Genomic DNA, 21,471 nt, shown 5'->3' on the forward strand with positions numbered 1-21,471 from the left:
CGACATGCTGTTCTTGCGGCAGACCCGAAAAGGTGCGGAAGCCATGAAGGGCAGGGTGATCACCGTGTTCCTGACGGCCGCGATGACGGCGTTGATCGCCGCCGTTTGGGCGGGGTTCAAGGGGGCGGTGAAGTAGGGGGCAGGATAAGAGGGCGTAACGCCGCCATATTGAGCTTTGATCTCGTATTTATTGATCTTCAGCTCCGTGATTTAAAACCATATTTCACATACAAGGAATTAATTCAAAAATATCTAGATAAAAATTTATTTATGCTATACGAAACATATTGCAATAATGAAATGTGAATTGACAAGGGAGGCTTCCATGAAGGCAATTCTCTCTATCGCTGCTTCACTGGCGATAGTTCTTTCTTCAACCTCGTTCTCTTTGGCCCATGGTGGGGGGTGTCGTAAAAGTAGCCCGCCGGGTCAGTGCTGCCATGCAGGCAGCAAGCCTTATCATTGTCACTAGGGCGGACACAGCCGAGACCGGCTAGGGTTCGTATGGCCTATAATGTTCGGGAAGCCTTATTTTTTGCCCCTCACGCGGGGCGAATTACCGAGGCTTTCCGCGACCTCGCGGACGTTATCGCGCATCGCATCGTCTGCGGCTGCCGAGATCGCTTTGGCTCCGCCTTCGCATGCGAGACCCGCAGGGCTTTCCGAGCGGCCATCTCCTTCAACGGTGGTTCCAAACACGCGGCCTGCGCGATCATCCACAACCACCGAGGATGCAATTTCGAGTTCGGCCCGCATGGTCGCGGAGAAGAAGCCGGGCAGCACATCTAGACGGCTTCTCAGATCCTCGCCCCGGACAAGGATCATGCCGCGGGCGCCTCTGCTTTTGAGTTGGTCAGCGGGAACCGGACTTTCTACTGGCTCGATCTTCTCGAACACGTTGCCGAGTGTCTGCTGGACCGAGCTGCGATATGCGCTTGCCATATCGACCGGGAAATTGTGAGCGGCGCAGGCGATTCCGCTTACGCGGATTTTCGTGTTGAAGCGGTCGGCGTCTACGGCGAGAAGCCATTTCCCCGGGATCTTTTCTGAATAGGAAATCGGGACGTTGAAGGCGGGGGAGGAGATCGGTTCAGCGCGATAAGCGCAGCCCCCCAGTGTCACAAGCGACAAGACCGATATAATTCGTGCATGTGGGAAATTCATTTTGCCCCCAACCGTCAGAAATATGCCCCATAGTTATCTCCACTGAAAAGCAAATCGATTTCAAGTGATCTCTTTCCTCCCGCACCGGCGGCGGTTCAATTTCCACAAACCCGGCGCAGCAAGCCGAGCAAGTTGGCCCACGGCTCCGCTATCGGAGTTTCTTGACCTTCGGGAGCCTCAAGATATCCATAAGCTTCGAGCATACCGGTAAGGTAGATCGGTTCGGGCTCGGTCAGCGCGACCAGCTCAGCGATGGGGTCCTCTGCACGCCACCGCGTAAAGGCCTCTTCAATTGCTTCGAGAGAGTGTGTCGGAACGATCGATCTCGGCATTGCATCCTCCATTTGCAGCCAGATCTAGAGGCTAACATGCGCGCCGACCGGCGGGGATAAGTCCCCACCGGTCTGACACACGCACAAGGGATTTCCGCTCTTTCAGAGCAGCGCGGCAAGAGGATCCGTAGGTGCCGGCTTCTCAAGGACGGAGCCGGAGATTCCGCCCGCCGCGCGGAGGGCGTTGATCATCTCGTCGTCCGTGGCGAACAGGCCAGCGTAGGCCATGACCTTGCCGAACCGCTGCGGGCGTCCGATCGTCTCTGCCTGGCAGCCGGCCCGACGGAAGATGCGGGCCATCATGGCATCGTAGACGCTCACGATGTGGGAAAGGCCGATCAGCTTGCCGACTTCGGCCATGCCCAGCAGCAGCTCCGCGGTGAGCTGATTGATCTGGCAGGAATTGCGCTCCGCAGCGCAGGCGTATTCGGGATCGACCGAGAACCGGGAGCTTTCCCAGATCAGGCCGCTTGCGACTTCCATACCCGGCTCCAGGAGGTTTGAGAACACGTCGCGGAGCATGTTGGGACCGGTCGTCGGGAGGAGGCGGACAGAGCCGCGGACATCATCCGTCTCCGGGTCGATCGAAAGGAGGTACAGCGGGTTGCAGTCGTCGAACTCGTCGATCTCCCATCCGTCATCAAGCTTCACATCCCACCCCAGGCGGTCATGGAAGACCTGCCGCCGAATGGTGTGCATGCGGTCGATCTCGAAGGAATGGGACGCACGGTCGATACCCTGAATAAGCCTGATCATTGTCGCCTCCGTTGCAGGTGTGTTTTGGTGAGGCGACTGTTCCGCATTTTTCACGAGTACGTAATCCGGCGGATATGACGGGGTGGAGGATGTAAGCAATGCCCTCTATCCTGGAAGGTTTATTATGTTCGAAGCGACGGCGCGCGCGACCGCGTGGGTGATGTTGATCGCGTTTAGTTTGTGCCGGGCCGTATCCAGGTAAAAACGGACGGTGCGCTCCGATATGCTCAAGATAGTTGCTATATCAATATAGGTCTTCCCCTCGGCAGCCCATTTCAGGCACTCCGATTCTCGTGGCGAGAGCCGCACGCCCTCCAGGCGGACCTTTTCTGTCCGTATGACCATCTCGTGCACAAAATGCGCAATCGTCTGAAAGTCGCGCATGTAGTGGGATTTGATGCCCGCCCATTCGTGATCGGTCGCATCGGAGGTGATTGAAAACATGGCTGCCTCGCCTCCTGCGCCCCGGATCGGGAAGGTCATACCCTTCTGCCCGACGCCGAAGTCCACCGCTTCTCCAAAAAACTTCTTCAAGTCTTTGCGTTTGCGATCGAATCCGCCCCAATCCGTTGGGAGCATACGCTGAAGCCCCGCGGGCAAGACCGGGTCAATTCTGACAAAGTCCTGGTCACGGTAGTGTTCGATCCAATCGGCTGAATAGGTTGTCGCGATGTACGGATCGCGCCTGGTGAGTTCCGGCAGGCGGGCGGCAAAATAGACGGCATGTTGCAGTCCATAGAGGTCAGCTATCCGCCGTAGCATGAGCTTGCCGTCGCGCCGGCTGTTTACTTTCTCAAAATCTTCAATGATTTGCGCAAATGCGGTATCGATTTTCATAGAGCCCCCACACATAATTTGATGTGTCAATGCTCTATTTATCATGACGTTAGGTAATTTCCGCAAGCGGCACGTTTTTCTGCTTCTCGATGTCCTTCGTCAGGGCATCAAGAACGGGCAGAAGCAAGTCCGCATAGGGGCGCTCCAGCTTCGACAACTCCTCTGCGCAAAAGAGGAGCGTTCCCCGAACATAATCAAGGCCGGCGACATCGCTGGTGTGGGAATTGGTTCCTTTGGTCATCTCTTCCTCCTCATTGGGAGAAGGGAGCGTTAACCAAAATACGTTGCCCGCCCACTCGTCGGGACCGACAGGTCTGCAACGCCCTGTCGGATTTGACGGGGAGGGCATGAATGTGGTGCCGGCCCATCAGGCTTCATGCCGCAATGCGTCAACGCGCTCCGCCCACCATTCCATCATCTGGACCCGTTCGTCCCAATATTCGGCCCGGTGATAGGCGCGGCGGACCTTGTTCGCCTCCTGGTGGGCCATCTCGCGCTCGATCGCGTCAGGCGACTATTGTCCGTCCTCATTGATCAATGAAGAGGCGGTCGACCGGAAACCATGCGAGGTCATCTCAGCCTTGGTGAAGCCGAGACGGCGCAAAGCTGCGTTCAGCGTGTTTTCCGACATCGGGCGAGTTGGCGATCGTAGGCCTGGGAAAACGAGCCCGGCCCCCGAGGAGATCTCCAGAAGCTCCTCCAGAAGGTCAAGGGCAGGGCGGGCGAGGTGTCGCTTGTGCTCTCGCCCCATTTTCATGCGCTCGGCCGGAATGGTCCATGTGGCGCGGTCGAGATCGAACTCACTCCATCGAGCAGCGCGAATCTCTCCCGGGCGAGGGAACAGATAGGCCATGAGAAGCAAGGCTACGCGTGTCCCCGGCTGACCCTCGTAGCCGTCAACCGCACGAATCACACCGGCGAAGTCCTTCCAGGTCGTCGCCGCCGCGAAGTGCTTTTCCTTCGGGGCGGTTAGCGCCCCGCGCAGAGCTTGCGTCGGATCTGTTTCAACGATCTGCGAGGCGATTGCATACCGAAAGACTTCACCGATCAGCGAACGCAGGCGGGACGCTGTCTCAAAGTGCCCTTTCGCTTCTTCCTTTCGGCAGACCTCCAGAATCTCGCCCGCGGTGATCGAGGCGAGCTCACGGTCTTTCAAGGCGCCATTGGCAACGCGTAGCAGCCACTCCTTGCGTTCGAGCGTGCTCGCTTTGCGTCCTTCGCGCCGGTGTTTTTCGATGAGCTCCGCGGCGACCGCTCCGAATGTTGGTGCGGTCGGTGTTGGTATCGCTGCCTGTCGCCGGGCGCTAATGGGATCGATACCATCACGGATGGACTGCTTCGCGTCGTCCCTGGCGGATCTGGCTTGAGCGAGCGAGACAGCAGGGTAGGGGCCGATTGCGAACAGCTTCTGTTTCCCGTCCATGCGATAGGCTAGGCGCCATAGCTTGGAACCGTTGGGCATAATCCAGAGCTGGAGCCCGCCGCCGTCAGACAGCTTTTTGATTTTCTCGCCCGCAGCCGCTGCTTTGCAGGCCCGATCTGATAGCGCCATGCTATCCCCCTGATACCAACAGGGGCGTTGGTGCTACCAACAAAAATACCAACGCCTTGCGGTGGTACACAGTGCCTCGCGGGGACATTGAGTGACAAGGCCACAGCGCTAACATCGCGATTTTACTCACGATTTCCACGGCACGTAATAGGGGGAAAAGAGGTGATGGCTCCCCGGGCCGGATTCGAACCAGCGACCAAGCGATTAACAGTCGCTTGCTCTACCACTGAGCTACCGGGGAGCAGGTCGGCCGCGTCAGTGGCGCGGCGACGGGTGTGGCTATATCAACGCCAAATGCGCTTGCCAAGTCCCGACGGGCAAAAAATGTGGATGAATGTAAATCTTCTGGATGCAGGGCCGACCGTGAGAGCCCGGAAACTCAAGGCGTTTGCGGGTTTTCCGGCTTTGCGATGGAAGCTTTCCATAAGAAGCCTTCAGGCGCCTTGAGGGCGGACATGCAAGAGGCTACAACATTGCGGTCGGTTCCCCGCCGGGCAAAGCCCAAGGGGATCAAATGGGAATGCGGTGAGACTGGACCCAAACAGGGCTTCGAAACCGCAGCTGCCCCCGCAACTGTGAGCGGTGAGCATCCCCGCACTTAGCCACTGGAGCGGTCCGGCCGAAAATAGATTCGGCAAGTCCATATCCGGGAAGGCGCGGAAGATGCCGTGACCCGCAAGCCAGGAGACCAGCCGACACACGAGGAAGTTCCGCCAAATGCCGTCGGGTGGACGGTGAGGGAGAGGCCTAATGATTCAATCCGGTTTTACCGGCGCGTTCCATCCGCGCTCGACAAGGGCACAGCTTCGCGCGCTGGCGGCAAGCGCTACCGGTCCGTCCGGGGGCTGACTGCGCCGTTTTGGCCCGTTGGACGGAAAAGCTCCACACGGCCGGCTGTCCGTTATGTGCGGCAATTGTTTGCTTGGTCAGGCCCTTGGCGCAGACGCCGGTTTTATCGCCCGCACTTCCTCCGATCCTTTCCGGTCTTTCCTTTTGATGTTGGCTCCGATCAATGACGGATCGGCTGCCAAATCCGGTTCTCGCGGCAAAGGTAGCGAAAATGATAGAAACGACGCTGGTTCTGGGCGGAGCGAGATCGGGCAAGAGCCTGCACGCGGAGGCGCTTGTCGAGGCTTCGGGGCTCGAAAAGATTTATGTCGCAACAGGGCGCGCCGGCGACGGGGAAATGACGGAACGCATTGCCCTGCATAGAGAAAGGCGCGGCACGGATTGGCAGACGATCGAGGAGCCGCTCGACCTTGCCGGCATACTCGCCGGCGAGGCGCGGAAAGGTCGGGTGCTTCTCGTCGACTGCCTGACGCTGTGGCTCACGAACGTGATGCTTGAGGAACGGGATGTCGAGGCCGAGACCGTCGCTCTGGCAAGGTCGATCGAGAGCCTCGCGGGGCCGGTTGTATTCGTGTCGAACGAAGTCGGTCTCGGGCTTGTGCCCGAAACCCCGCTCGGCCGCGAATTCCGCGACTGGCAGGGGCGGCTCAACCAGACGGTGGCCCGATCCGCTCCCCACGTGATCTTTGTCGCGGCCGGATTGCCGCTGACGCTGAAGGACAACCGGAACCAAGGAGGCGTGGCATGAGGCCCGCAAAGATCCCCGCAACGATCATCACCGGCTTTCTCGGGGCCGGCAAGACGACGCTGGTGCGTCACCTGCTGGAAACTGCCGGCGGCAAGCGCATTGCGCTCATCGTCAACGAGTTCGGCGACATGGGATTCGATGGCGGCATGTTGTCGGAATGCGATGTGCCGGGTTGCCGGGCGGAGGAAGTGATCGAACTCACCAACGGATGCATCTGCTGCACGGTGGCCGACGACTTCCTTCCGGCGATGCAGGCGCTCATGAAGCGCGATCCGGCGCCCGAGCATATCGTGATCGAGACGTCGGGGCTCGCCTTGCCGCAGCCGCTGGTGCGGGCCTTTCAATGGCCGGACGTGCGCGAACGGGTGACGGTGGACGGCGTGGTGACCGTCGTCGATGCGCGGGCCGTGGCCGACGGACACGTGGCGATGGACGAGAACGCTGTCGCCGCCCAGCGCGCAGCGGACGAAGCTCTTGATCACGAAAGCCCGATAGAGGAGCTTTTCGAAGATCAGTTGCGGTGCGCCGATCTGATCGTGCTTTCCAAGGCGGATCTGTGTTCCGACACGGAGCTGGCAAGAGTGCAGAGCCGTGTGGCTGAGGATGCGCGCGCCGATGTGGCGATGCTCAAGTCGGATATGGGCAAGCTTCCCGCCGCGATCCTGCTCGGGCTCGAAAGCGGCGCCGAGGACGACATGGAGAGCCGTCGGGCCCATCACGATCACCATCATGACGACGATGACGATCATGATGACGACGATCACGACCACCACGACGATCATCACCACGACGATTTCGACAGCTTCGTGGTGCGCGCGGCACCGGCGACATCGCTGGGCGATGCCAAGCAGCGGGTTGCGGCCATCGTCGCCTTGCCCGGTGTGCTGCGGGTGAAGGGACATATGTGGGTTGCGGGCAAGCCGGCGCCTGCCGTCGTCCAGGCCGTTGGGCCGCGTGTGGAGGCCTGGTTCGCCCCCTCCGCCGACAGACGCCCCGGTCTGGTCGTGATCGGGCTCAAGGGACTTCCGAAAGCGAAGATCGAAGCAATGCTCGCCGAGGAACCCGTCGGGTAGGCGGTCGTTTCCGCAATTTTTCGAAAGGCGGGCCTCTCAAACGATGCATATCCCGGTCACTCAGGCGCGACGCATCGACGATGGCGAGAGCGCGGTTGATCTCGGCCAGACGCCGGGTGATATCGTCATCCTGTCGGCGGCCGACACGGAGCTCGCCGGCTTCGCGGCGGCCGCGCAGGGGCTGGAGGACTGCGCGGCCACGGTGCGGCTTGCAAGCCTCATGGCGCTCGGCCATCCCTATTCCATCGATCTCTATGTGGAGAAGACGGTTTCCCGCGCGAAGCTGGTTTTCGTGCGGCTGCTGGGAGGACGGGGCTACTGGCCCTACGGACTGGAGCGGCTGACGGAGGCTGCGCGTGCGGAGGGCTTCAAACTCGTCGTGGTACCGGGCGATGACAAGTGGGACGAGGCGCTCGCCGCGCATTCGACCGTCGAGCCGGAGGTCGCCGAGCGCCTGTGGCGCTACTGCGTGGAAGGGGGCGCGGAAAACCTCCGTCATGCCCTGCGATTTGCCGGAAGCCTGATTGGCAGGGCAAGCGAGCCGCCATTGCCGCGTCCGCTGCCGCGCGCCGGCCTCTGGTGGCCCGACCTCGACAGACCGACGCTCGATGCCGTACGCGCGCGCTGGAGCGATGCGGGCAGGCCGGTGGCCGCAATCGTCTTCTATCGCGCCCTTGTGCAGGGCGCTGCGACCGCTCCCGTGGCCAGTCTCGTCGAGGAACTCGACAAGGCGGGCATCAACGCCTTGCCGGTCTTTGTCGCCAGTCTCAAGGACGCCTCATCGGCGGCGATTCTCGCCGGTCTTTTTTCCGAAAGTCCGCCCGATGTCGTCCTGAACGCGACCGCATTCGCGCTTTCCTCGGCAGCAGGCGCCTTCCGGCCGACTGTTCTGGACCAGCCCGATCGCCCCGTGCTTCAGGTGGTTTTTTCCTCGTCCAGCAAGGCGGGTTGGCAGGAAAGCGACCGAGGTCTTTCCATCCGGGATCTCGCCATGCACGTGGTGCTTCCGGAACTCGATGGCCGGCTGTTCACACGTGCGGTCTCCTTCAAGGAGGCCGGCGAACCGGATGCCCGAACGCAGAGTTCTCCCGTCCGTTTCGCTCCCGAAACGGCGCGCGTCCGTTTCGTCGCCGAACTGGCTGCGAACTGGTCGAAACTCGGGCGGAAAACGCCGTCGCAACGAAAGGTCGCGCTGCTTCTCGCCAATTACCCGAACAAGGATGGGCGGCTGGCGAACGGTGTCGGGCTCGATACGCCCGCCTCCACGGTGGCAATCCTGAAGGCGATGGAAGAGGCCGGGTATGCGCTGGAGGGCGTGCCTGCGCACTCCGACGCGCTTATGAGCCTCATCGCCGGCGGTCCGACCAATGCGTTGAAACGGAGCCGACAGGGCGGCGTGACGCTCAGCCTCAAGCGCTACCGGGAAATGTTCGCCGGTCTTCCTGAAGCCATGCGAAAGGCCGTCGTCGATCGCTGGGGCGCGCCGGAGGATGATCCCTTCGTTGTTGCGGGAGACTTCCGCCTGGCGGTTCACCGCTTCGGGGCTGCGGCCGTCGCGATCCAGCCCGCGCGCGGATACAACATCGATCCGAAGGAGACCTATCACGCGCCGGATCTCGTGCCGCCGCATTTCTACTTCGCGACCTATTTCTGGCTTCGCGCGGAGTTTGGCGCCGATGCGGTGATCCATGTCGGCAAGCACGGCAATCTGGAATGGCTGCCGGGCAAGGCGCTGGCGCTTTCGGAAGGCTGCTATCCCGAAGCTGTCCTCGGGCCCATTCCGAACCTCTATCCCTTCATTGTCAACGATCCCGGCGAGGGCTCTCAAGCCAAGCGACGGCTCTCCTCGGTTATCGTCGATCACCTCACCCCGCCGATGACCCGGGCCGAAAGCCACGGCGTGGCGGTGGAACTGGAGGGGTTGCTGGACGAATACTACCTCGCCTCCGGCGTCGATCCGCGCCGGATGGAGGCGCTCGAGACCGATATCTTCGATCTCGCGGCCCGTTACGGCCTGGATATCGATGTCGGCATCACAAAGGATATGGATCGCGCCGATCGGCTGACCCGCATCGATGCGCATCTGTGCGACCTCAAGGAACTGCAGATCCGCGACGGTCTGCATGTACTGGGTGCCGCGCCGGATGGCGTCCAGTTGCGCGACCTGCTGGTCGCGCTTGCCCGTGTGCCGCGCGGCACGCAGGAAGGTGACGGCAGTCTGCACCGGGCGATCGCGCGGGATCTCGGCTTCATGGATCTCCCGTTCGACCCTCTGGATTGCGATATGGCCGAGCCCTGGACGGGGCCGCGCCCTCAGCTTCTCGCAGATCTGTGCGACAGCGCCTGGCGGACCGCTGGCGATACGGTGGAACGGATCGAGCTCGCGGCGAAATTTCTGATCGATAATCCAGAAAAATCAGAATCTTATGGGATTTTTACGACATCCGTTGTCAAGTCGGTTCTGAACGATCTTAAGAAACGCATTCAAATATCTGGCAATAAAGAAATAAATGCTATTCTCAAGGGGCTGGACGGGCGGTTCGTACCGCCGGGACCCTCCGGCGCCCCGACGCGGGGGCGGCCGGATGTGTTGCCGACCGGGCGCAATTTCTTTTCGGTCGATGTGCGCGCCGTGCCAAGCGAACTTGCTTGGCGGCTCGGCCGGCTCTCGGCCGAACGGCTGGCGGAGCGCTATTTCGAGGAGGAGGGCGAGTGGCCCTCGGCCATCGCTCTGACCGCCTGGGGAACCTCGAACATGCGCACCGGCGGCGACGATATCGCCCAGGCGCTGGCGCTGATCGGCGTCTCTCCGGTCTGGGAGCCGGGCTCGGGTCGGGTCACCGGGTTCGAGGTCATTCCCCTTAGCGAGCTGGGGCGCCCGCGGATCGACGTGACCTTGAGGATTTCCGGGTTCTTCCGGGACGCCTTTCCGCATCAGATCGATCTCTTCGACAGCGCCGTGCGCGCGGTATCGGAGTTGCGCGAGCCTGAAGACGCCAATCCGATCGCGGCGCGCGTTCGCGCGGAAGCGGCGCGGCTTGAGATGTCCGGGATCGACAGCGCCGCTGCCAGGCGGCGGGCCTCCTTCCGCGTGTTCGGCTCGAAGCCCGGAGCTTACGGTGCCGGCCTCCAGGCGCTGATCGATGAGGGCATCTGGAGCGGACGCGAGGATTTCTCCGACGCCTTCCTGACATGGGGCGGTTATGCCTATGGCAGCGGCGCGGAGGGCGATGGGGCTCGCACGGAGCTGGAAACCCGCCTCGGGACGACGGACGCGGTGGTCCACAACCAGGACAACCGCGAGCACGATCTCCTCGATTCCGATGATTACTACCAGTTCGAGGGCGGGCTCGCGGCAACGGTGGAAACGCTGAAGGGCGAAGCTCCGCGCGTCTTCCACAATGATCACTCCCGGCCGGAGCGGCCGGTCGTGCGCACTCTGGAGGAAGAGATCGCGCGCGTGGTCCGTGGTCGCGCCGCAAATCCGAAGTGGATCGCCGGCGTCATGCGGCATGGCTACAAGGGCGCTTTCGAGATCGCGGCGACCGTCGACTATCTCTACGCCTTCGCGGCAACCACGCATGCGGTCAAGGACCATCATTTCGACCAGCTCTATGCGGCCTACGTCGAAGACCGAACGGTAAGGGACTTCATTTTGGAAAAGAACCCGGCAGCCCTGTCGGAGATCGCGGAGCGCCTTAAGGATGCGATTGCGCGGGGGCTGTGGCGGCCGCGTCGCAACAGCGCCTATGATCAATTGAGCCGGCTTGCGCGGCCGGCGGAGGAAAACGCCTGAGGAGAGGCCATGGCCAAGCAGGACATGAGCGAGGCGGAGCTGGATGCCCGTCACGCCGAGAAGATGAAAAAGAAGAAGGCCGCCCGCGACAAGATCATGGCGACCAAGACGATCGAGAAAGGGCTCCTGATCGTCCACACCGGCAAGGGCAAGGGAAAGTCCACAGCCGGATTCGGAATGATCTTCCGTGCCCTTGGCCACGGCATGAAGGTGGCCGTCGTGCAATTTGTGAAGGGGCGCATCGAGACCGGCGAGCGCATGGCTCTGGATCGGTTTTCGGATCAGGTGACGATCCGGCGGATGGGCGAGGGCTTCACCTGGGAAACCCAGGACCGCCAGCGCGACATCGCCGCCGCGCGACAGGCGTGGGATACGGCGAAGGAACTGATCTCGTCGCGCGAGTATCGCATCGTGCTGCTCGATGAGCTCAACATCGTGCTGCGATACGACTACGTGCCGATCGATGAGGTCGTCGCCTTCCTGCGCGACGAGAAGCCCGATGATGTCCATGTCATCATCACCGGACGCAACGCCAAGGACGAATTGATCGAGATCGCGGATCTCGTGACCGAGATGACCCAGATCAAGCACCCGTTCCGCTCCGGCGTAAAACCGCAGGTGGGAATTGAGTTCTGAGTGGTGCAAGGCGATGCGCAAAGAACATCGGCCGTCAGGACCTTCGAGAAGGCAACCATGACGGCCGATGCAGACGGGCTCAGTTCCCCAGCAGCATGATCCCTTCAAGGATCACCAGCAGCACCAGGACGATGTAGGTCCATGCGGCGATGGGAATGAAAAACAGCGTGGAGCGGTCGCGCAGGATGACGGTTTCGCCGCTTTGCGGATCGACGAGTTCACGCTGGCGGGAGGGATCGTTTCGCCAGCGGGCAAGGAAGTGGTTTCCGAGTGCTGCGATGCCGAACCCGATGGCAAGCGCAGCAGGAAAGCCGAGCGAGTGGCTCAGAAGGACGGCGATAAAGGCTCCCACGAAGCCGATGGCGAGGGTGCAGAGGCCCCAACCGGACCAGATGATGAACAAGGTATCTCTCCGTTGTATTCCTGTCGTCGTCCGGCACCAGGCGAGTACCTTTGCCGAGCCGTGGACTGACGGTGATAGGTGCGCGAACAATCGTTTTCGTTGCTTGCGTGAGCCTTGGGAGGGGGCTGCGGCCGTCTAAGACGCAATGCGTCGATCCGGCAGCGAATCCGAAGAAAGCGCGGCCACGCACCGTGTCCGCGCTCTAGCCAGTCAATGTCCGATGATCAAGGCACCAGTGCATCGATACCGAAAAACGGTGAGAAAAGCAGTGGATGGGAGCGGCCGACCTGCGATTATTTCGGAGCCATATCCATCACTGCGCAGGACCGAAAAGCAACCGCGAGGATGTCGATCTTTGTTATGGCGAGTATAGTCGCGGCAAGGCGGCTTTTTGAGCTTCAGGAGGAAATGTGGCGGCGCTTTTTGACCACGAGAACAGAACACGGACTCCCGTTCATGCGAAAACCACGACGCGCTACGAAATTGCGCGCACTGCCGTGGAGTTCGCGGCTGCCGTTGCCTTCATCGTCGGCAGCATCTTTTTTTTCTATGATTCCCTTAAATACGCGGGCACCTGGCTGTTTGTGATCGGATCGGTCCTCTTTGCCGTTCGGCCCGCCGTGCGTCTGGCGATGGAGATCAATCTCGTGGCCTTGTCCGGCGACAGCGACAACGAGAGATGACCCGCGTACCCGCTCTCATGATCCAGGGCACGGGATCGAATGTCGGCAAGAGCCTCATCGTGGCCGGACTGGCGCGCGCGCTTGTGCGGCGCGGCATGCGGGTGATGCCCTTCAAGCCGCAGAACATGTCGAACAACGCCGCCGTGACCGACGATGGCGGCGAGATCGGCCGCGCCCAGGCCCTGCAGGCGCGGGCAGCGCGGGTGGCGCCGACGGTCCACATGAACCCGGTGCTCCTGAAGCCGGAATCCGAAACTGGTGCGCAGGTGATCGTGCAGGGCACGCGCGTCGCGACGCTCAAGGCGCGCGATTATGGCCGCCGGAAAGCGGACCTTCTGCCCAAAGTGCTGGACAGCTTCCGGCGGATCGAGGGCCTTGCCGACATCGTTCTGGTGGAGGGCGCGGGAAGCCCGGCGGAAATCAATCTGCGCGCCGGCGACATTGCGAACATGGGGTTCGCATCTGCTGCAGACCTGCCTGTGGTGCTGGTCGGCGATATTGATCGGGGGGGCGTCATCGCGTCCCTGGTGGGGACGCATTGCGTTCTGGAGGAATGTGAGAGAGATCGAATAAAAGCATTCATAATCAATTGCTTTCGCGGAGATATTTCACTGTTTTCTGAAGGCGTGGTGGAGATCGAACGGCGTACGGGCTGGCGGTCGCTCGGTACGGTTCCGTGGTTTGCGCAGGCGGCGCATTTGCCGGCGGAAGACGTCCTCGGCCTTGCGGAGGGAAGAGGAAGCGGCCCGAGCGGACAGCCGGTCAAGGTCATCGTGCCTGTTGTCGGCCGGATCGCCAATTTCGATGATCTCGACCCCTTGCGGATGGAGCCGGGTGTGGATCTGAGACTTGTGCAGGCAGGCGAAGCTCTGCCGGGAGATGCCGATCTCGTTTTGTTGCCGGGATCCAAATCGACGATCGCGGACCTGGCCTTTTTCCGGGCGCAGGGCTGGGACATCGATCTGGCGGCGCATCGCCGCCGCGGCGGAACCGTTCTCGGGCTTTGCGGCGGCTATCAGATGCTGGGCCGCACGATTGCCGATCCCGACGGCCTCGAAGGCAAGCCTGACACAGTCGCCGGTCTTGGCCTCCTTGAAGTCGAGACAGTGCTTCGCGATGACAAGACGCTCAGCATCACGCATGGGAGACACATTGCGACCGGCACCCCGGTTTCAGGCTATGAGATCCATCTTGGGCGGACCCGGGGGGCGGACTGCGCGCGCCCTATGATGGAGATCGACGGCCGGATGGATGGCGCCGTCTCAGCCGATGGTCTCGTGATGGGCTCATACATGCACGGCCTGTTCGGCTCAGACGCTTTTCGCGCCGGCTTCCTGAAAAGCCTGGGCGGGGTGTCGGGGGTCGCGTATGAGACGCGGGTGGAGGCGGCTCTCGAGGCCCTCGCGGATCATCTTGAAAGTGCGCTGGACATGGAGGCGCTGCTTGCGATCGCGCGGGCGCGGTGACGCGGGGAGGGCGTCAGCCTCTTTGCCAGACGAGAAGCTGGTTGTTGGCCGGCATCGCGTGATCCTGGACGCATTTCAACCCCTGCGCTTTGGCCAGCCTGTCCACGGCTTCAAAGTCCCGGATCCCGGCCGCTGGATCGCGGGCGCGCAGGAAGGCGTCGAACTCGGCATTGCTTGTCGTGGTGAATGCGCCACCGTATTTGAACGGTCCGTAGACGGCGAGTAGGCCGCCCTTTTCGGCCAACGCCGCGCCAGCCCCCTCGAAAAAAGCCTCCACAAGCGGCCAAGAGACGATGTGCAGGCAGTTGGCGGCGAAGATCGCATCGATGTCGCGGACAGGCCAGGGGCGGCGCGCGATATCGAGTTCGATCGGCGGGAGCAGGTTGGGCGTCGCCTCCAGCGCGTGTCTGGCCATCAAGCCGGGCAGGTTCTCCTCCAGGTCGCTGGGCTGCCAGGTCAGGTGCGGCAGGAGCCCGGCCATGTGGACCGCGTGTTGCCCCGTCCCGCTGGCGATCTCCAGAACCGACCGCGCATGCGCGAAGGTTCCCTGCAGGACCTCGCCGATAGGGCCCTTGTTGTTTTCCGCGGCCTGCGAATACGGGGGGATATTGTTCGAACCCGGCACATAGTCGGTGTTTTGCGGCATGTCTTTCTCCTCAATGCAGAACGAATGCTGCGGCGAGCGTCACCACAAGGAGAATGGTCCAGGCCGCCCATGTGATCCGCAGCGCACGGCGGATATCGGTTGAATTTGCCTCGGCGCTTGCATTTTCGTTCAGCCACTCGCCTTCGACAATGCCGCCGGCATAGCGTCGTGGACCGGCCAGCGCACGGTTCAAGGCGCCGGCCATGGCCGCTTCCGGATATCCGGCATTGGGGGAGGCGAGGCGCCGCGCATCCCGCATCATCACCGAGAAGGCGTTTCGGCACGAACCACCGCCGGCAGGGGCCGCGAGCGCCAAAAGCAGGCCGGCGATGCGGGCAGGCAGAAAATTGGCCATATCGTCGAGCCGAGCGGCGGCTTCACCAAACGCACGATAACGTTCGGATTTATGCCCGATCATCGAGTCCGCCGTGTTGAGGGCCTTGTAGGCCAGAAGGCCCGGAAGGCCCGCCACGGCGAACCAGAAGGCCGGCGCGACGAGGCCGTCGGAGAAATTTTCCGCGTTCGATTCGATGGCAGCGCGGGCAACAGCCGCCTCATCCAGCACGTTGACATCCCGGCCCACGATCATGGCTACGGCCGCACGGCCCTTTTCCAGGCTTTCATCAAGCCCGCTCGCAACGGCTCCGACATGACGCACGAGGCTGTTCTGGGCGAGCAGCACAGACGCAAGAACCGCAAGCGCGATGTTGCCGCCGGAAATGAGGCCAAGCGCTTTCTGGATCGCCAGAGCGCTCCCGATGCACACGAGTAGCAGCGCAAGAACACAAAGGACGCCGAAAGCCCGCCGCCTGCGATGCCCGAATTCCGCCCTGTTGCCATGGCGATCGAAAAACGCGATCAGCCTCCCGATCAGGACGACAGGATGGGGAACGGCGTGCCACAGCCAGCGAGGATCGCCAAGGATCGCATCAATGGCCAGTGCGAGCGCAAGAACGGCGAAAGTATCCGAGGAGACCAGCATGCTCGCCAAGCCCTCAGCTCGCAATTTCGGCCAAGGAAGCAGCGAGGGATTCCGCGAGACGGTCTCGCGCGGACGGTGCGCCCGGCAATCCGATCCTGAGCCAGGTGGGATGCTCCTGGAAGCGGCGCGTCCAGATATGTCGCCGGGCAAGCGCGGCATGTAGCGCTGCGGCGTCGTCGTGGCGGACGAGCCGGAACAGCGATGTGCCGCCCAAGACTTCGAGCCCGTGCGCACGGAGCATGGCGTCGAGCGCGTCCCGCTCGCATGCCAGCCGCTCGCGCATCGCCTTCTGCCAGTCCAGATCGCGCAGCGCCGCAGTGCCTATGGCAAGGGTCGGGCCGGAGACGGCCCAGGACCCCAGGTTCGCCTCGATTGCCTTTCCAAAGGGCGTTTGGGCTACGACGAAACCGAGCCGCAGACCGGCGAGGCCGAAGAACTTGCCGAAGGACCGTAGGACCGCCACCGGCTCCGTGTCGAGCAGGGGAAGCAGGCTTGCCTCGGGGGTTGCGTCGGCGAAAGCCTCATCGACGATCAAAAGGCCGCCGCGCGCGCCGAGATCGCGGGCGAACTGCAGAAGCGTCTCGGGCGCAACGAGCCGACCGTCCGGATTGTTCGGGTTGACGAGGATCACCGTCGAGGCGCATGCCGCATCTTCAAGGCATGCGACTGTCCGCAACGAGCGGCCGGCGGCATTCCACGCATCGAGATGACCGGAATATGTCGGTGAAACGATCGCCGCATCCCCTTCCGGGGCAAGACGCGCCAGCACGGACAACGCGGCCTGGGTGCCGGGAGCAGCGGCAATCGTTAACGCTTGCGGAGCCTCATAAGCCGTACGTGCGGCTGCGATCAGCGCTTCGCCCGATGCGGTATCTGGAAGCCGCATCCAGTCGTTTTCCACAATCAAATCGTCGTAGTGGCCGCCCCCCCAGGCGTGCGGATTTATCCCGGTCGAAAGGTCCAGCCAATCTTCCGTTTCGCCTCCGTAACGAGCCTTTGCGAGCGTGATGTTACCGCCGTGGTTCATGAGGTTTATCCGTCTTCCTGGCGGCCATTTCGGCTGTCATTTTGAGCGATGCTGGAGAGGGGGGCTGCGTTAACGCGCGACCATAACGAAATCTTCGGAGCGGGATCGACCGAACAGACCCGCGAAGCCGCAGCGATTACCTTGAAAACAGATTAACGGAACCGGATCGATTCGGGTCCGATACGGCCAGAACGTATCGCAAAGCCCGGATTTGCAAACGTTCACAGTAAGATGGAGAGTGTAGTGAACACTTGCGAGAATTGCAAAATGGGAACGAGGCAGGGGTGGCTGTCGCCTAAGAACTTCTGGTTTCCGAATGTGGTAATGATTCGTTTGCGTAAGGATTGTCCGCATTGCTGTCGTCGGCTTGCCGCGCAGGTCGGCGGCTATGCCTGACGTGCCGGGCGGCACTTGGTGCCGTGGAAGGCAGGGGGGCGCTGCGACGCAAAAAAGAAGGGTCCGTTCCGACCCTGTCGGAAGTCGTCTCTGAGGAGCGATCGGAAGATAGTGGGAAAGAAGATCTTGGAGGCCACGCCCGGAATCGAACCGGGGTACACGGATTTGCAATCCGTTGCGTCACCACTCCGCCACGTGGCCTCAAAACCCGCCTGAAAAGCCTCTTCACGAATTCGAGAGGGGCGAGCGATGCCGGGTTGATTAGCAGAGGCGCGGTCTGCCGACAATGGGGAAGCTGAACTTAATTGGGGGTAGAATGCGTGCCCCTACGGGTATCGGCCCGGACTTAGCCGTTTGAAAGCTTGTGTCTCGCTTGGAAACGTAACGGTTCACGCCCCCGATAGAGTGCCCTCGAACGGGCCGGATGCGGCGTACTGACCGGGGGGCGCTTGTCACGGGCCGTCAGGAGAGCTAAGGAAGCGGCCAGCAAAACGTAGCGGACAGGACAGGCCGTCATGGGCGAATTCGAGGACATGCGCCGCCGGATGGTGGACAACCAGCTTCGCACCCGCGATATCACCGACTATCGCATCCTTGATGCCATGGGCACGGTTCCCAGGGAACTCTTCGTGCCGAAGGCGAAGCGCCCCTTCGCGTACAGCGACCGTGATCTTGAGATTAAGCCCGCCGGCTCCGATGGGCCGGCCCGTTATCTGGCCTCTGCCCAGACCTTCGGAAAACTGGTTCAGCTCGCCGACATCGACAATAGCGATATCGTGCTGGTCGTCGGCTGCGCCTCGGCCTATGCGACTGCGGTGCTCGCACGGATCGCCAATTCGGTCGTCGGCGTGGAGGGCGATGAAGCTCTCGCTCACGCTGCAAGCGAGGCTCTGGTCGAGCAGGGAATCGACAATGCCGCGATCGTTTCCGGCGATCCGACCAAGGGGCTCGCATCGGAAGGTCCCTTCGATGTCATCCTGATCGAAGGCGCGGTCGACCAGATCCCCCAGGCGCTGACAAGCCAGCTCAAGGACGGTGGGCGCCTCGTGTGCGTCAAGGGGCGCGGCGGTTCGGCGGAAGCCATCCTCGCTTTGTGTTCTGATGGAAAGATCAGTATGAGGCCGGCTTTCAACGCCTGCCTGCCGGCCCTGCCGGGTTTCGAGAAGGATGCCGAGTTCGTCTTCTGACGATGCGGATGTATCTCTCGTCGACTTGAGCAGCCCGCTGCCGGCCTCTGTTCTCATTGCGCCTCGCGGTTCTTTTTTGCGCGCGATCGAGTGGGCGTGCGCGGGATGGTCACAGCGCCGACTTTTCAACCGGCTGTTTCTTCGCTTTCAATGGCTTGACGCGGCAGGCGGCTTAGAAGGCCGCGCCGCGGCCCTGTTGCTCATTGGCCGCATCTTCCGTTTTTCGCTACGACGGTTCGAGGCAAGGGTTCAACTGTGCTCGGTCACGACCTAATCTGTTTTCCCAATAGGGAAAAAATGCTGTGCCCCATGCCGGAGAGATTACGCGAGCGTAACCGCTCGGCGTTAGGCTTTCCGAATGGTGACCAGGTCGCGCCCAATGCCGCTCCTCGGGGGAGGCGACGGCGGGACGATTAGGGGCATGCGACAATGAGGCGTGGCGTATTGACTATTCGTTCTTCGGTCGTTGCTCTGGCAACGGCATCCACAATGCTGGTCATGGCGGCGAATGCGCAAGCGCAGTCCATATCGGATGCTCTCGCGATGGCCTATTCGAACAACCCGTCGCTTAATGCGGCGCGGGCACAGTTGCGCGCGACCGATGAGGGGGTCTCCCAGGCACTCTCCGGTTGGCGCCCCCAGATCTTCGCCAATCTGTCGGCCTCCCATACCACTTTCAGCTCAAAGCCGGGCGGCGAGCTCTATTACAACACCTCCACGGTCGGCTTGCAGATCCAGCAGTCGGTGTTCCGCGGCTTCAGGACCGTCAACAGCACCCGTCAGGCCGAGGCGCTCGTCAAGGCGCAGCGGGCTTCGTTGCAGTCGACCGAACAGAGCGTCCTGCTTTCCGCCGCCCAAGCGTATATGAACGTGATCCGCGATACCGCGATCGTCTCGCTCAACCGTTCGAACATCAAGTTCCTCGGTGAGCAGGTTCGTGCTGCGAAGGACCGGTTCGAGGTCGGAGAGGGAACGCGGACCGACATCGCGCAAGCGGATGCGCGGCTTGCAGCGGCGCAGTCCCAGTTGAACCTGGCGCTGGCCAATCTCAATGCCGACAGGGCCGTGTTCCGTCAGGTCGTAGGCGTCGAGCCGGGCCGGATCGTTCCGCGGACAAATATCCGTTCCATGCTGCCGCCGAACCTGAAGACGGCCATTTCCGCGGGCGCAGGGCATCACCCGGACATCCTCGCCGCGCAATTCAACATTGATGCCGCACAGTTCAATGTGAAGGTTCTGGAAGGCAATCTGCTGCCGACAGTAACGCTCGAGGGCAATCTCCAGCGGTCGTGGAACCCGTCGACGACCACCAATCTCGATTATACCGACAGCGCCTCTGTCGTCGGGCGCGTTTCCGTGCCGCTTTATCAGGGCGGATTGGTCTCTTCGCAGGTGCGTCAGGCCAAGGAAGAGCTCGGAAACGCCCGGATTCTTCTCGATGCTGCGCGCGACAGCGTGCGCGCTTCCATCGTGGCGGCCTGGGGGAGCTATCAGGCGGCGGAAGCGTCCGTGACGGCCGCCAGGGCGCAGGTCGATGCGGCTCAGCTCGCGTTGAACGGGGTCATCGAGGAACAGCGGGTCGGCCAGCAAACCACACTCGATGTGTTGAATGCGCAGAACGAGCTGATCGATGCCAAGTCGACCCTCGTTACCGCGCAACGGGACAGCGTGGTTGCCGCGTTCTCGCTTGTCTCGGCGGTCGGCCGATTGACGGCGGAGGATCTCGGTCTGCGGGTCGCCGCGTACAGGCCGAAAGAGCATTACGAGGCTGTTCGCGACAAGTGGTTCGGCCTGCGCACGCCGGACGGACGCTGATCCTTGTTCGAAGTCGGAATGTCCCCGATCGCTGTTCTTGGCGATCGAGCCGGTGTTCGCACACGTCACCGGGGCTGCTGCGCCGTGAGTTCTTCCCGATAACAGGGGGAAAATCCCAATAGCAATGACCGGAATTTCCGAACTGGTTAAAGAAGCGTTATAGTCAATGCGTTGCGAATCGTGACGAGAGCTTAGGCGTTGCGGTTCTGTTTGGTCAGTTAACGCGGTGTGATTGCGTAAAACCGGACGACCGCGTCCTGTTGTGCGATCCTGCTAGAACCAGTTTGTGAGGGGTGAGATGGCGAAAGCCGGGCAGGCGCAGGAACCCTCGATGGAGGAGATCCTGGCATCGATTCGCCGGATTATCTCCGACGATGATGCGCCGCAGGACAACGCCGGAGCAGGCGCGGAGACGGAAGGACCGGACATGTCGGCCGATTTGTCGCAGGACGACCTCGACAAGCTGTTCGACAGCGACGGTGGCGGTTTCGATGTCGAAGAGCCCGTGGTGGACGAGGGGCCCGACGAGAACGATATCGAAGCGGAGAACGATGACGACTTCGACATGGCTGCTGCCATGGCTGGCGAGAGCGACGAGGATGCCTTCGAGGAGGATCTTGCCGGCGATGATGTTCTGGAACTGACCGAAGACCTTGCGATGGACGATCCGGACGACGTTCCGGATATGGTTGAGGGGCTTCCTGAAGACACCGATTCCGGCGATGTCGCGTTCGTCTCGGACGAAACGGAAGCCGACGAGGCCTTTGCCGAAGCCGAAGTGCCGGAGCCGAAGCCCGCGCAAAAGCCTGCCTTCGACTACAAGCCCGTGCGCGATGATATCGGCGCGCTTTCTCCCGAAGAGCGGTTGATGTCGGAAAACACCGATACGTCGGTGCATTCCGCCTTTGCCAGCCTTTCGAACACGGTGCTTGCTGCCAATTCGCGCACGCTCGATGATCTCGTCCGGGAGATGTTGCGGCCGATGATCAAGGCGTGGCTCGACGATAACCTCCCGACCATGGTTGAGCGTATGGTACGGCAGGAGATCGAAAGGGTGACGCGCGGGCGCTGAGGATCGGTTTCATAAGCTTTCGAAACGCCGCCCGCCCGGGCGGCGTTTTCA

Annotated in this window: 20 protein-coding genes, 2 tRNA genes and 1 riboswitch; of the genes, 9 read left to right on the top strand and 13 right to left on the bottom strand. The window is 61.8% G+C overall.

Annotated features, from left to right (window positions below):
- Positions 1-528: 528 nt before the first annotated feature.
- The 8 genes from V2L18_RS22875 to V2L18_RS22910 form a co-directional block, all read right to left on the bottom strand.
- Positions 529-1,131 (bottom strand): hypothetical protein, encoded by a 603-nt coding sequence (locus V2L18_RS22875; protein ID WP_336180668.1) that lies wholly within the window; start codon positions 1,129-1,131, stop codon positions 529-531.
- Positions 1,132-1,259: 128 nt separating this feature from the next.
- On the bottom strand, positions 1,260-1,496 hold the full coding sequence (locus V2L18_RS22880) for a hypothetical protein (RefSeq protein WP_336180669.1): 237 nt from the start codon (positions 1,494-1,496) through the stop codon (positions 1,260-1,262).
- Between the two features lie 102 nt (positions 1,497-1,598).
- Positions 1,599-2,252 (bottom strand): acyl-homoserine-lactone synthase, encoded by a 654-nt coding sequence (locus V2L18_RS22885; RefSeq protein WP_336180670.1) that lies wholly within the window; start codon positions 2,250-2,252, stop codon positions 1,599-1,601.
- A 105-nt stretch (positions 2,253-2,357) separates the two neighbouring features.
- Positions 2,358-3,089, bottom strand: coding sequence for a LuxR family transcriptional regulator (locus tag V2L18_RS22890; RefSeq protein ID WP_336180671.1), 732 nt, complete (start codon positions 3,087-3,089; stop codon positions 2,358-2,360).
- Positions 3,090-3,138: 49 nt separating this feature from the next.
- The gene (locus V2L18_RS22895) at positions 3,139-3,330 is read right to left on the bottom strand and encodes a hypothetical protein (protein ID WP_336180672.1); all 192 of its coding nucleotides are present in this window, start codon (positions 3,328-3,330) and stop codon (positions 3,139-3,141) included.
- Between the two features lie 126 nt (positions 3,331-3,456).
- A complete protein-coding gene (locus V2L18_RS22900; RefSeq protein ID WP_336180673.1) occupies positions 3,457-3,579 on the bottom strand; it encodes a hypothetical protein in 123 nt (40 codons plus the stop codon).
- A 24-nt stretch (positions 3,580-3,603) separates the two neighbouring features.
- Positions 3,604-4,641, bottom strand: coding sequence for an integrase arm-type DNA-binding domain-containing protein (locus V2L18_RS22905; RefSeq protein ID WP_336180674.1), 1,038 nt, complete (start codon positions 4,639-4,641; stop codon positions 3,604-3,606).
- 166 nt (positions 4,642-4,807) lie between these two features.
- Positions 4,808-4,882: transfer RNA gene (locus V2L18_RS22910), tRNA-Asn, on the bottom strand.
- A gap of 222 nt (positions 4,883-5,104) precedes the next feature.
- Positions 5,105-5,353: riboswitch (cobalamin riboswitch) on the top strand.
- Positions 5,354-5,701: 348 nt separating this feature from the next.
- Here V2L18_RS22910 and cobU point away from each other — a divergent pair.
- The 4 genes from cobU to cobO are packed head-to-tail and all read left to right on the top strand — an operon-like array spanning position 5,702 to position 11,743.
- A complete protein-coding gene (gene cobU, locus V2L18_RS22915) occupies positions 5,702-6,238 on the top strand; it encodes a bifunctional adenosylcobinamide kinase/adenosylcobinamide-phosphate guanylyltransferase (RefSeq protein WP_336180675.1) in 537 nt (178 codons plus the stop codon).
- A complete protein-coding gene (gene cobW, locus V2L18_RS22920) occupies positions 6,235-7,311 on the top strand; it encodes a cobalamin biosynthesis protein CobW (protein WP_336180676.1) in 1,077 nt (358 codons plus the stop codon). The genes cobU and cobW overlap by 4 nt, the downstream gene beginning before the upstream one ends.
- Positions 7,312-7,354: 43 nt before the next feature.
- Complete coding sequence (gene cobN / locus V2L18_RS22925) at positions 7,355-11,107, top strand: cobaltochelatase subunit CobN (protein ID WP_336180677.1); 3,753 nt, start codon at positions 7,355-7,357, stop codon at positions 11,105-11,107.
- Between the two features lie 9 nt (positions 11,108-11,116).
- Positions 11,117-11,743, top strand: a complete 627-nt coding sequence (cobO, locus tag V2L18_RS22930) for a cob(I)yrinic acid a,c-diamide adenosyltransferase (protein ID WP_336180678.1) — start codon at positions 11,117-11,119, stop codon at positions 11,741-11,743.
- 79 nt (positions 11,744-11,822) lie between these two features.
- Here the strand turns inward: cobO and V2L18_RS22935 are convergent, their stop codons facing one another.
- Complete coding sequence (locus tag V2L18_RS22935) at positions 11,823-12,146, bottom strand: hypothetical protein (protein WP_336180679.1); 324 nt, start codon at positions 12,144-12,146, stop codon at positions 11,823-11,825.
- 410 nt (positions 12,147-12,556) lie between these two features.
- Here V2L18_RS22935 and V2L18_RS22940 point away from each other — a divergent pair, with 410 nt between their 5' ends.
- Positions 12,557-12,829: a YrhK family protein gene (locus V2L18_RS22940; protein WP_336180680.1), complete on the top strand. Its 273-nt coding sequence runs from the start codon at positions 12,557-12,559 to the stop codon at positions 12,827-12,829.
- Complete coding sequence (locus V2L18_RS22945) at positions 12,826-14,295, top strand: cobyric acid synthase (RefSeq protein ID WP_336180681.1); 1,470 nt, start codon at positions 12,826-12,828, stop codon at positions 14,293-14,295. Before V2L18_RS22940 ends, V2L18_RS22945 begins: the two co-directional genes overlap by 4 nt.
- A 13-nt stretch (positions 14,296-14,308) precedes the next feature.
- On the opposite strand, the gene V2L18_RS22950 is transcribed toward V2L18_RS22945, so the two are convergent.
- The 4 genes from V2L18_RS22950 to V2L18_RS22965 all read right to left on the bottom strand — a co-directional run bounded on the left by V2L18_RS22950 (position 14,309) and on the right by V2L18_RS22965 (position 17,547).
- Positions 14,309-14,941: a DUF938 domain-containing protein gene (locus V2L18_RS22950; RefSeq protein ID WP_336180682.1), complete on the bottom strand. Its 633-nt coding sequence runs from the start codon at positions 14,939-14,941 to the stop codon at positions 14,309-14,311.
- 10 nt (positions 14,942-14,951) lie between these two features.
- Positions 14,952-15,923 (bottom strand): adenosylcobinamide-phosphate synthase CbiB, encoded by a 972-nt coding sequence (cbiB, locus tag V2L18_RS22955; RefSeq protein WP_336180686.1) that lies wholly within the window; start codon positions 15,921-15,923, stop codon positions 14,952-14,954.
- 13 nt (positions 15,924-15,936) lie between these two features.
- Positions 15,937-16,950 carry a threonine-phosphate decarboxylase CobD gene (gene cobD, locus V2L18_RS22960; RefSeq protein WP_336180683.1) on the bottom strand — a complete coding sequence of 338 codons (1,014 nt, stop codon included), beginning with the start codon at positions 16,948-16,950 and terminating at the stop codon, positions 15,937-15,939.
- A 523-nt stretch (positions 16,951-17,473) separates the two neighbouring features.
- A tRNA-Cys gene (locus V2L18_RS22965) sits at positions 17,474-17,547 on the bottom strand.
- A 314-nt stretch (positions 17,548-17,861) separates the two neighbouring features.
- On the opposite strand from V2L18_RS22965, the gene V2L18_RS22970 reads away from it, so the two are divergent.
- The 3 genes from V2L18_RS22970 to V2L18_RS22980 all read left to right on the top strand — a co-directional run bounded on the left by V2L18_RS22970 (position 17,862) and on the right by V2L18_RS22980 (position 21,420).
- On the top strand, positions 17,862-18,533 hold the full coding sequence (locus V2L18_RS22970; protein ID WP_336180684.1) for a protein-L-isoaspartate O-methyltransferase: 672 nt from the start codon (positions 17,862-17,864) through the stop codon (positions 18,531-18,533).
- Positions 18,534-19,031: 498 nt separating this feature from the next.
- A complete protein-coding gene (locus V2L18_RS22975) occupies positions 19,032-20,348 on the top strand; it encodes a TolC family outer membrane protein (RefSeq protein WP_336180687.1) in 1,317 nt (438 codons plus the stop codon).
- A gap of 298 nt (positions 20,349-20,646) precedes the next feature.
- Positions 20,647-21,420: a DUF2497 domain-containing protein gene (locus V2L18_RS22980; protein ID WP_336180685.1), complete on the top strand. Its 774-nt coding sequence runs from the start codon at positions 20,647-20,649 to the stop codon at positions 21,418-21,420.
- The last annotated feature ends 51 nt before the right edge of the window (positions 21,421-21,471 follow it).

The organism is Breoghania sp. JC706, from assembly GCF_037026715.1.
Classification (GTDB): Bacteria; Pseudomonadota; Alphaproteobacteria; order Rhizobiales; family Stappiaceae; genus Breoghania.

Bases quoted from the DNA above. Each gene is read 5' to 3' on its own strand.
- V2L18_RS22880 (WP_336180669.1), bottom strand. From the start codon at position 1,496: ATGCCGAGATCGATCGTTCCGACACACTCTCTCGAAGCAATTGAAGAG.
- V2L18_RS22885 (WP_336180670.1), bottom strand. From the start codon at position 2,252: ATGATCAGGCTTATTCAGGGTATCGACCGTGCGTCCCATTCCTTCGAG.
- V2L18_RS22890 (WP_336180671.1), bottom strand. From the start codon at position 3,089: ATGAAAATCGATACCGCATTTGCGCAAATCATTGAAGATTTTGAGAAA.
- V2L18_RS22895 (WP_336180672.1), bottom strand. From the start codon at position 3,330: ATGACCAAAGGAACCAATTCCCACACCAGCGATGTCGCCGGCCTTGAT.
- V2L18_RS22900 (WP_336180673.1), bottom strand. From the start codon at position 3,579: ATGGCCCACCAGGAGGCGAACAAGGTCCGCCGCGCCTATCACCGGGCC.
- V2L18_RS22905 (WP_336180674.1), bottom strand. From the start codon at position 4,641: ATGGCGCTATCAGATCGGGCCTGCAAAGCAGCGGCTGCGGGCGAGAAA.
- cobU (WP_336180675.1), top strand. From the start codon at position 5,702: ATGATAGAAACGACGCTGGTTCTGGGCGGAGCGAGATCGGGCAAGAGC.
- cobW (WP_336180676.1), top strand. From the start codon at position 6,235: ATGAGGCCCGCAAAGATCCCCGCAACGATCATCACCGGCTTTCTCGGG.
- cobN (WP_336180677.1), top strand. From the start codon at position 7,355: ATGCATATCCCGGTCACTCAGGCGCGACGCATCGACGATGGCGAGAGC.
- cobO (WP_336180678.1), top strand. From the start codon at position 11,117: ATGGCCAAGCAGGACATGAGCGAGGCGGAGCTGGATGCCCGTCACGCC.
- V2L18_RS22945 (WP_336180681.1), top strand. From the start codon at position 12,826: ATGACCCGCGTACCCGCTCTCATGATCCAGGGCACGGGATCGAATGTC.
- V2L18_RS22950 (WP_336180682.1), bottom strand. From the start codon at position 14,941: ATGCCGCAAAACACCGACTATGTGCCGGGTTCGAACAATATCCCCCCG.
- cbiB (WP_336180686.1), bottom strand. From the start codon at position 15,923: ATGCTGGTCTCCTCGGATACTTTCGCCGTTCTTGCGCTCGCACTGGCC.
- cobD (WP_336180683.1), bottom strand. From the start codon at position 16,950: ATGAACCACGGCGGTAACATCACGCTCGCAAAGGCTCGTTACGGAGGC.
- V2L18_RS22970 (WP_336180684.1), top strand. From the start codon at position 17,862: ATGGGCGAATTCGAGGACATGCGCCGCCGGATGGTGGACAACCAGCTT.
- V2L18_RS22975 (WP_336180687.1), top strand. From the start codon at position 19,032: ATGGCGGCGAATGCGCAAGCGCAGTCCATATCGGATGCTCTCGCGATG.
- V2L18_RS22980 (WP_336180685.1), top strand. From the start codon at position 20,647: ATGGCGAAAGCCGGGCAGGCGCAGGAACCCTCGATGGAGGAGATCCTG.